Origin of the sequence: Conexibacter stalactiti, assembly GCF_033542075.1 — a bacterium.
In the GTDB taxonomy this organism is placed as follows: Bacteria; Actinomycetota; Thermoleophilia; order Solirubrobacterales; family Solirubrobacteraceae; genus Conexibacter; species Conexibacter stalactiti.
Map to the genome: position 1 here is coordinate 65,084 of NZ_JAWSTH010000020.1, position 9,000 is coordinate 74,083.

General features: G+C 74.4%; 8 protein-coding genes. 1 reads left to right on the forward strand and 7 read right to left on the reverse strand.

Annotated features, from left to right (window positions below; translation table 11 throughout):
- Positions 1-158: 158 nt before the first annotated feature.
- Positions 159-824, forward strand: a complete 666-nt coding sequence (locus R7226_RS10155; protein ID WP_318596997.1) for a hypothetical protein — start codon at positions 159-161, stop codon at positions 822-824.
- Here R7226_RS10155 and R7226_RS10160 read toward each other — a convergent pair.
- The 7 genes from R7226_RS10160 to R7226_RS10190 form a co-directional block, all read right to left on the reverse strand.
- Positions 779-1,570 (reverse strand): shikimate dehydrogenase family protein, encoded by a 792-nt coding sequence (locus R7226_RS10160; RefSeq protein WP_318596998.1) that lies wholly within the window; start codon positions 1,568-1,570, stop codon positions 779-781. The genes R7226_RS10155 and R7226_RS10160 overlap by 46 nt on opposite strands.
- Positions 1,571-1,631: 61 nt before the next feature.
- Complete coding sequence (mltG, locus tag R7226_RS10165; protein WP_318596999.1) at positions 1,632-3,365, reverse strand: endolytic transglycosylase MltG; 1,734 nt, start codon at positions 3,363-3,365, stop codon at positions 1,632-1,634.
- Positions 3,362-3,775: a Holliday junction resolvase RuvX gene (ruvX, locus tag R7226_RS10170; RefSeq protein ID WP_318597001.1), complete on the reverse strand. Its 414-nt coding sequence runs from the start codon at positions 3,773-3,775 to the stop codon at positions 3,362-3,364. Before ruvX ends, mltG begins: the two co-directional genes overlap by 4 nt.
- 55 nt (positions 3,776-3,830) lie before the next feature.
- Positions 3,831-6,494 (reverse strand): alanine--tRNA ligase, encoded by a 2,664-nt coding sequence (gene alaS, locus R7226_RS10175; protein WP_318597002.1) that lies wholly within the window; start codon positions 6,492-6,494, stop codon positions 3,831-3,833.
- A gap of 95 nt (positions 6,495-6,589) precedes the next feature.
- Positions 6,590-7,669 carry an XdhC family protein gene (locus tag R7226_RS10180; RefSeq protein ID WP_318597003.1) on the reverse strand — a complete coding sequence of 360 codons (1,080 nt, stop codon included), beginning with the start codon at positions 7,667-7,669 and terminating at the stop codon, positions 6,590-6,592.
- Positions 7,666-8,298, reverse strand: coding sequence for an SRPBCC family protein (locus R7226_RS10185; RefSeq protein ID WP_318597004.1), 633 nt, complete (start codon positions 8,296-8,298; stop codon positions 7,666-7,668). The genes R7226_RS10180 and R7226_RS10185 overlap by 4 nt, the downstream gene beginning before the upstream one ends.
- 19 nt (positions 8,299-8,317) lie before the next feature.
- The coding region (locus tag R7226_RS10190) for a vWA domain-containing protein (RefSeq protein WP_318597006.1) at positions 8,318-9,000 on the reverse strand (683 nt) is incomplete at its 5' end.

Sequence of the window (9,000 nt, forward strand, 5' to 3'; positions counted from 1 at the left end):
TTCCCCGCTATTTGGGCACAGCGCGGCAGTTCTCGACAGGTTGTGCACAGCCGAACGTGCGCCAGTGCACACGGATCGGCGCGTAGACGAGGCTCGTGTAGGAGTTGTGAACAGGGTCGGCCGGCGCGCGCGACGGGCGAGCCGGTAGGAATGGAGCCGTGCCGTCGTCCTCCGCTCGCAGCAGCTCCTCCCGCCTCGCCCGCGCCGCCGGCGCCGAGCGGATGGCGCTGCTGCGCGAACGCGACAAGCTGACGAGGAGACGCGACGCGGCGGCCCAGGCGCTGGCGACCGTTGAGCAGCAGCTCGCCGACGTCGAGGAGCGGCTGGAGCTGATCGACCGGCTCGTCCCGGAGGCGGCCAACGTCCACCCGCTGCCGGCCCGCGGCGCGCCCGGCGCCGCCGACGGACTCAAGGGCGCGGCGATCCGCTCCGCGGCGATCGCGGTGCTGCTGGCGCGGCCGACCGGCGCCGAGACGCCGATCCACTACAAGGAGTGGTTCCGCGCGCTCGAAGAAGCCGGCCACCGCGTCGCCGGCAAGGATCCGCTGGCCGTCTTCCTGACCCAGATCTCACGCTCGCCGGTCGTCCGTCGCACGCCCGACTCCGGCGTCTACGAGCTCGACCTCGACGCGCCGGCCAACCTGCGCGCGCGGCTCGACCGCCTCCACGCCCGCCTCGCCGAGCAGTCGAGCGACCGCGCCGAGCGCGAGCGGATCGTCGCGGAGATCACGGTCACCGAACGGGCGCTCGACGAGGCTGCGCGGGCGCTGCCGCGCGATCAGCCGCGCGCGGCTGATCGCATCACGTCGAGCGGCGGGGCCTGACCGGTCCAGCGCTCGAAGCTGCGGGCGCCTTGGCGCACGAGGATCTCGAGGCCGTCGACGGTCGCGACGCCGGCCGCGGTCGCGGCGGCGACGAGGTCGGTCGCGCCCGCGCCGTAGACGAGGTCGACGACGCAGCGGTAGCCGGCGACCGCCTCGCGCGCGAGCGGGAGCTGGTCGAACTGGTCCTCCCCCGCCTCCAGGCCGGCGGCCGTAGTGTTGACGAGCAGGTCGGCCTCGACCGCGTCGTCGACGACGCGCCCGCCCAGCTCGGCGGTCAGCTGCTCGGCACGTGCGCGGGTGCGGTTCCAGACCGCGACGTCGGCGGCGCCTGCGTCGAGCAGCGCCCACAGCGCCGCGCGCGCCGTCCCGCCCGCGCCCAACAGCAGCACCCGCGCGCCGGCGGCGTCGAACGGCAGCGCGTCGACGATCGCGGGGGCGTCCGTGTTGTCCGCGTGGATCGTCCCGTCCGCGGAGAACGTCAGCGTGTTGGCGGCGCCGATCGCGCGGGCGCTCGCGGTCGCGTCGTCGGCCAGCGCCAGCGCGGCGTGCTTGTGCGGGATCGTCACGTTGGCGCCGCCGAAGCCGGCGCCGGGCAGCGCGCGGACGGTCTCCGCGAACAGATCCGGCAGGACCGGCAGCAGCTGGTAGCTCCACCCCTCCAGCCCGAGCGCGGCGTATGCCGCCTCGTGCATCGCCGGCGAGCGGCTGTGGCGCACCGGCCAGCCGAGCACGCCGCAGCGCGGCATCAGCGGCGGCCTCCGCGGCGCGCCGCCGCGGGCCCCGGTCCGCAGACCGGCGCCACCGTGCTCAGCATCTCGTCGGCGATCTGCCGCCGGCCGCCTCGCGCGCCTGGTTGTAGGCGGCGACGTCCTGCTGGAACTCCTCGAAGCTGTCGGAGAAGGCGTGCTCGCCGCAGGTTCCGGGTCTGACGACGTAGTACAGCGCTCTGCTGTTCGCCGGCCGCGCCGCCGCTCTGATCGAGGCGAGCCCCGGGCTGCCGATCGGTCCCGGCGGCAGGCCCTGCTTCGTGCGCGTGTTGTACGGCGTGTCGGCGTCGAGCACGGACTGCTTGAGCGGGTTGATCCAGTCGTTCTGCTCGTACCGCAGCGTCGCGTCGATGCCGAGCGGGATGCCGTCGCGCAGGCGGTTGTAGATCACCGCGGCGACGAGCGGGCGCTCGCTCGGGACGCTCACCTCGCGCTCGACCATCGAGGCGATCGTCAGCACGTCGAAGGCGGTCAGTCTCTTGCTTCTGGCGTAGCCGAGGTCGATCGTGGCGAAGTTCTGTCTGAATGCTCTCAGCTGGTCGGCGACCAGTCTCTGCACTCTCGCGCCGCGGTTCAGCTCGTAGGTCGCCGGAAACAGGAAACCCTCCAGCGTCGCGTCTCTCGGCGCGCCGTATCTGACCGGGTTGAGCGCGCTCGATCTGCGCGAGGCGACGAGGTAGTTGCCTCTGAGGCCGGCTCTTCTGGCGATCGCCACCGTCTCGCGGCGGCTGCGGCCCTCCGGTATCGAGACCTGCACGACCGGGACCGCTCTGACCTCTTCGGTCTTCGTCAGCTCGTCGATCGCGGCGCTGTTGCCCATCTCTCTTCTGAGCGTGTAGGTGCCCGACTTGAGGTTGGAGCGCTCGCCGGAGATCGAGGCGCGCAGGCCGAAGAAGAAGCTCGAGGAGATGACGCCTCTCTCCTCCAGCAGCGAGGCGATGTCGCCGGCGCTGGCGCCCTCGGGGATTCTCACGACGACTCTGCCGGAGCCGTCGCCGCCGCCGAACGGCTGGAAGATCCCGTTGACGAACCACAGCAGCGCGAGCACCAGCACGACCGCGACGCCGGCGACGATCCGCGGGCCGGCGGAGCGGCGCTTGCGTGAGCCGGCCATCACCTCGCCGGGCCGCTTGACGCGCACGCCGCGGCCCTTCGGCACGTCGCCGCGCTGCTTCTTGCCGCCGCGCTGCGGGCGGTGGATGTTCGGCAGGTGGGCGCGGCTGACGCGTCTGGTGCCGAGCGGCTCCTCGTGCTCGCCGGTCGCGGGCGCGGCCGGGTCAGCCGGCTGCGACGGGAACGACGGGACATCGGGGACGGTCTCGTGCAACTGGGTCGCGTCGGGATCGGGCGCTGGCGGCTCGAGACCTGGCACGGGCGGCTCCGGCGCGCGCGACGGCGCGTCGTCGTTCCACGCCTCCGTCACGTCCCACTGCTGCGTCTCCTGCAGCGGCTCGTGCGCCGCGGGCCGCGGCGAGGCGGGCTCGGCGCGCGGCGGCTCGGGCTCGTGCGGCGGCGGCGCCGGCTCGTCGAAGAAGGGCTCGTGTGCGGCGGGCGGCGGCTCGGCCGCGGCCGGCGCGTCGAAGAAGACCGGCTCGGGCTCGGAGGCCGGCGGCGGCGCGGCGGGCGGCTCCGGCTCGGCCGCCGCGCGCTCGTGCGGCTCCAGCAGATGGTCGGGGATCGGCTCGCCGGCGCGCTCGAGGCGGCGCCGTTCGCGATCGCGGCGTGCCGCCTCGCGCTGCTCAGGGGTTCGGTCGCCGCCACCGCGCGGGCTCATCGCTCGTCCTCCTCGAAGAGCGCGCGGTTGCGCGCCAGCCATCCCTCCAGCAGCACTGCCGCGGCGCGCGAGTCCTCGCTCTCGCGCCCGCCGACGCTGGCCGCGATCACGGTCGTGAAGCGTTCGTCGTAGAGGTCGATCGGGATCGCCTCGCCGAGCACGCCGCTCAGTCTGGCGGCGAACTCGCGCACCTCGACGGTCTGCGCGGTGTCGGCGCCGGAGAGGCCGAGCGGCAGGCCCAGCACGACCCTCTCGACCTCGCGCTCGCGCACGAGCGCCGCCAGCCGCGCCATCCCCTTGCGGGTGCCGGGCCGTTCGACGTGCGCGATCGGGGTCGCGAGCGTGCCGGTCGGGTCGCTGAGCGCGCAGCCGCAGCGGGCGCTGCCGTAGTCGAGCGCAAGCACCCGCATCAGATTACGCGGACAGCGGACGACGCCGCGGCCCGGTTCACCGCCGAGCCGCCCATCAGCCGGCGAGTGCGCTCTCGATCGCCGTCCGGGCGGCGTCGATCGCCTCCGTCAGCTTCTCGGGATCGCGGCCGCCCGCGCGCGCCATCGTGTCGCGTCCGCCACCGCCGCCGCCGGTCAGCTCGGCCGCGATCTTGACGATCGCGCCGGCTCTGACGCCGCGCTCGACGAGCGCCGGGGCGACCGTCGCGACGAAGTGGACTCTGCCGTCGGCGACCGCGCCGAGCACGATCGCGGCGTCGCCGAGCTTGCCCTTGACGCGATCCGCCACGTCGGGCAGCGCCTTCGGGTCGCTGGTCTCGATCACGGCGGTCAGCACGCGCGCGCCGCCGTCGTGCTCGGTCGCGCTCGCGACGAGCGCGTCGAGGTCGAGCGCGCTGCCGGCGCCGCCGCCCTGCTTGGCGGCCTTCTCCAGCTCCTTGATGCGGCCGCGCAGCTTGCCGACCTCGACCGGGACCTGCTCCGGCGTCGCGCGCAGCGCCGTCGCGGCCTCGCGCAGCGCCGTGTCGTGCTCGCGCAGCAGCGTCACGGCGGCGGGGCCGGTGATCGCCTCGATGCGGCGCACGTTGGCGGCGCTGGAGGTCTCCGCGAGGACACGGAAGAGCCCGATCTCGGCGGTCGAGCGGACGTGCGTGCCACCGCACAGCTCGCGCGAGAAGCTGCCGTCGCCGACCTCGACCATCCGCACGACGTCGCCGTACTTCTCGCCGAAGAGCGCCATCGCGCCGAGGCCCTTCGCCTCGTCGAGCGTCGTTGTCAGCGCGCGCACCGGCAGGTTCGCCAGCACCTTCGCGTTGACCTCGTCCTCGACGTCGCGCAGCTCGTCGGGCGAGAGCGCCTGGCCGTGCGTGAAGTCGAAGCGCAGCTTGTCCGGCTGGACGGCCGAACCGGCCTGGCGGACGTGGTCGCCGAGGCGTCTGCGCAGCGCCGCGTGCAGCAGGTGCGTGGCGGTGTGGTTGGCCTCGGTCGCGTGGCGCGCGTCGCGGTCGACGACCGCGTGGACGTGCTCGCCGGGCTTCAGCGTCCCCTGCTCGGGCTCGACGACGACGACCTGATCGGCGCCGCCGGCGACGCGCAGCACGTCGACGACGCGCGCTCTGCAGTCGCCGTCCTCGCACTGCACCCAGCCGCTGTCGGAGACCTGGCCGCCGCCGGCCGCGTAGAACGGCGACTCGACCAGCTTGACGAGCACGCGGCCGTCGGTCTCGGCTTCGAGCGCGCCGACGGTCGTCGCCTGCTCGGTCGTCGTGTAGCCGGTGAACTCGCTCGTGAAGGCGGAGGCGCCGGCCAGCTCCTGCGCGCGGTGGCGCAGGTGGTCCTGGCCGCCACCCGAGCGGCCGCCGCCGGCGCGCGAGTTGGCCCGCTGCTGATCCATCAGCGCCTCGAAGCCGGACTCGTCGACGCCGAGGTCGTGCTCGGCCGCGATCTCACGCGTGATGTCGATCGGGAAGCCGAAGGTGTCGTGCAGGCGGAAGACGTCGTCGGCGCCGAGACCCTCTTCGTTTTGCGCCTTCGCTTGGGCGACCAGGTCGTCGAGCAGGCGCGTGCCCTGCTCCAGCGTGCGGCCGAAGCCCTCCTCCTCGGCGACCAGCCACTTCCGGATCGCCTCTCTCTGCTCGACGATCTCCGGGTACGCGGCGCCCATGATCTGCTCGACGCGCGCGGCGAACTTGGGCAGGAAGCCGGGCTCGATCCCAATCCGGCGACCGTGCTGGATCGCGCGCCGCATCACGCGGCGGAGGATGTAGCCGCGGTCCTCGTTGGAGGGCACGACGCCGTCGGCGACGAGGAAGGTCATCGCGCGCGAGTGGTCGGCGAGGATCCGCAGCGCCCGCGTCGTCTCCTCGTCCTGACCGTAGGTGCGGCCCGACAGCTCCTGGCCGAGCTCGATCAGCGGCCAGAACTGGTCGGTCTCGAAGACCGACTCCTTGCCCTGCAGGATCGCGGCGAAGCGGTTGAGGCCGAGGCCGGTGTCGATGTTCTTCGCCGGCAGCGGCGTGAGCGTGTTGACCGGGTTCTGGTCGAACTGCATGAAGACGAGGTTCCAGAACTCCAGGAAGCGCTCGTTCTCGCCGCCCGGGAGGTCGTCCTCCTTGCCGAACTCCAGCCCGCGGTCGAGGTACAGCTCCGAGCAGGGGCCGCACGGACCGGTCGGGCCGGCCTGCCAGAAGTTCTCCGAGCGCGGGCACTCGACGATCCGCTCGCGCGGGACGCCGGCCTTCAGCCACAGCTCGATCGCCTCCTCGTCAGCGCCGAGGCCCAGCTCCTCGTCGCCGCCGAAGACCGTCACCCAGACGTCCTCTTCTCTGAAGCCGAACCCTCTGGTGGCCAGCTCCCAGGCGAAGCCGATGACCTCTTCCTTGAAGTAGTCGCCGATCGAGAAGTTGCCGAGCATCTCGAAGAACGTCAGATGCCGCAGCGTGTTGCCGACGTTCTCGATGTCGGTCGCGCGGAAGCACTTCTGGCACGAGGTCAGACGCGTGTGCGGCGGCTGCTCGATCCCCTGGAAGTACGGCTTCAGCGGGTGCATCCCCGCGGTCGTCAGGAGCACGGACGGGTCGTGCGTCGTCGGCACCAGCGGCGCCGAGCGCAGGCGCTGGTGACCGCGCGCCTCGAAGAACGACAGGTACGTCTCGCGGATCTCGTCGGAGGTCATCGGCATGGGCTGCGCAGTCTAGAGACGTGGCGGCGGGACCTGCGGCGCGAACGCCGACGGCCCCGCCGCGCGCGACCCGTGCGACGGGCCTCCGCCGCGGCTCAGGTCGCGACCGCGTCATGGATGCGGCCGCCGGCGTGGACGAGCCGGCCACCCTCGCGGTCGTGGCGCAGCGCGACGATCTCGCCCATGATCGAGAGCGCCGTCTCGGCCGCCGTCAGCGCGCCGAGGTCGAGTCCGATCGGCGCCGCGATCCGCTCCAGCTGGCGCTCCTCGACGCCGGCCGCGCGCAGGCGCTCGCGCCGTCTCGCCTGGGCGCGGCGGCTGCCCATCGCGCCGATGTAGCCGGCCGGCGACGCGAGCGCGGCGAGCAGCGCCGCGTCGTCGAGCTTCGGGTCGTGCGTGAGGATCGCGATCGCGGTCGCGGGATCGAGCGGCGCCAGCTCGGCGAACGCCTCCTGCGGCCACGCGACGAGCACGCGCTCGGCGGCGGGGAAGCGCTGCTGCGTCGCGAAGCGGCCGCGCGGGTCGATCACGAACGGCCGCCAGCCGGCCAGCCGCGCGACCGCCGACAGCTGCGCGGCGAAGTCGACCGCGCCGACGATCACCAGCCGCGGCGGCGGCGCCGCGACGTCGACGAAGAGCGTGGCTCCCGCCGCCTCGTGCAGCCCGCAGCGCTCCGACCACAGGGCCTCACGCGCCAGCGCGAGCGCGGCGGCGTCGAGCTGCTCGTCGCCGAGCGTTCCGCCGAGCGCGCCGCCGACGCCGACGAGCAGCTTCGCGCCCGGCCGCGCTCCCTCGATCGCGGTCACGAGCGCGACGCGCGCACCGCCGCGGGCGAGCTCGACGAAGCGCGCCTGCTGCGGCGTGGCGCCGTGGTCCTCGGCCCAGACGGAGATCTCGCCGCCGCACGGCAGCCCGACGTCCCACGCCTCCGCGTCGGCGATGCCGTAGTGCAGCAGCCGCGGTGCGCCGCCCGCGAGGATCGACTCGGCGACCTCGACGACCGCCCCCTCGACGCAGCCGCCGGAGACCGCTCCGGCGACCTCGCCGCGGTCGTTGACCGCCATCTTCGTCCCGACCGGCTGCGGGGCCGACCGCTTCGCTCCGACGACCGTCGCCCACGCGACGCGGTCGCCGCGCCCGCTCCATCGGGCGACGGTGTCGAGCACGTCGGTCATCTCGTCCGCCCGCGTCCGCGCAGGCGCCGGCCGAGGCTCGCCCACCACGTCCGCAGCCGCTCCCACAGCACCTGCCGGCCGAGCCGGCCCGCGTCGAGCGGTCTCGCGGGGGCGGCCGGCTCGGTGGACTCGGCGGGCGCGGCTCGCTCGGCGGGCTCGGCGGGCTCGGCGGGCTCGGCGGGCGCCTGCAGTCTCGCCTGCAGGCAGGTGGCGAACTCGCCGAGGAGCCGTCTGGAGACGTCCTCGATCATGCCGCCGCGGCCGAAGCGCGCGAGCCGGCCGGTGATCGCGAAGTCGGTCGCGACGTCGACCGCCGTCGCGTCGCCGTCGGCGCGCACCGTCGAGGCGATCGTCGCCGTCGCACCGCCCTGCCCGCGCCGGTCGGTGCCGCGCGCCGCCATCACCGCCCTGCGCGCCGCTTCGTCGATCTGCTCCATTCTCAACGTCCCGGCGTAGACGACCGTCGTCGGGCCGAGCTTGATCGTGAAGACGCCTCTGTAGACACCCTCCTCCCCGGCGTCGGTCAGCTCGGCGCCCGGCAGGCACGGCGCGACGCGCTGCACGTCGATCAGCGCCCGCCAGACCTCGTCGGCCGGCGCGGCGACGGTGAACGACTGCTCGAGTCTCATCGCCCTCCTCCTCTCCTCGTCAACGCGACAGGGGTCCCTCCAGCAGCTCGGCGAGCGCTTCCAGCGAGCCGAGCGAGTGCCCCTCGAGGAACTCGTCGACGTGCGGGAGCGCCGCCGCCATCCCGCGCGCGAGCGGCTCGTAGCCGGGCCGCGCCTTCAACGGGTTGAGCCACACCAGCCGGTGGGCGGAGCGGCGCAGGCGCGCCAGCTCGGCCGCCAGCTCGGCCGGGTCGCCGCGGTCCCACCCGTCGGACAGGATCACGATCACCGCGCCGCGGCCGAGCCGCCGGCCGTGACCGCGGTTGAGCGCGCCGATCCCGGCGCCGATCCGCGTGCCGCCGCCGAAGTCGGGCGCGGCGCGGGTCGCGCGCTCCAACGCGCCGTCGACGTCCTTGGAGCGCAGCTCGCGGGTGACGCGTGTCAGCCGCGTGCCGAGCAGGAACGCCTCGACCCGCCGGCGCGCGGTGACGGCCGCCTGCGCGTAGGCGAGCAGAAGGTGCGCGTACGGCGCCATCGAGCCTGAGACGTCGAGCACGAGCACGAGCGGCCGCGGGGCGCGCGCCGGGGCGCGCCAGCGCCGCTCGAGCGGCTCACCGCCATGGCGCAGCGACGCCCGCACCGTCGCGGGCAGGTCGGGCCGGTGGCCGCGCGCGCCGGACCGCGCATGCCGCAGCCGACGCGAACGGCGCTCCGGCCCGCGGC

Excerpts from the sequence above, each read along its gene's own strand:
- R7226_RS10160 (WP_318596998.1), bottom strand. The coding sequence starts at position 1,570 with ATGCCGCGCTGCGGCGTGCTCGGCTGGCCGGTGCGCCACAGCCGCTCG.
- mltG (WP_318596999.1), bottom strand. The coding sequence starts at position 3,365 with ATGAGCCCGCGCGGTGGCGGCGACCGAACCCCTGAGCAGCGCGAGGCG.
- ruvX (WP_318597001.1), bottom strand. The coding sequence starts at position 3,775 with ATGCGGGTGCTTGCGCTCGACTACGGCAGCGCCCGCTGCGGCTGCGCG.
- alaS (WP_318597002.1), bottom strand. The coding sequence starts at position 6,494 with ATGCCGATGACCTCCGACGAGATCCGCGAGACGTACCTGTCGTTCTTC.
- R7226_RS10180 (WP_318597003.1), bottom strand. The coding sequence starts at position 7,669 with ATGACCGACGTGCTCGACACCGTCGCCCGATGGAGCGGGCGCGGCGAC.
- R7226_RS10185 (WP_318597004.1), bottom strand. The coding sequence starts at position 8,298 with ATGAGACTCGAGCAGTCGTTCACCGTCGCCGCGCCGGCCGACGAGGTC.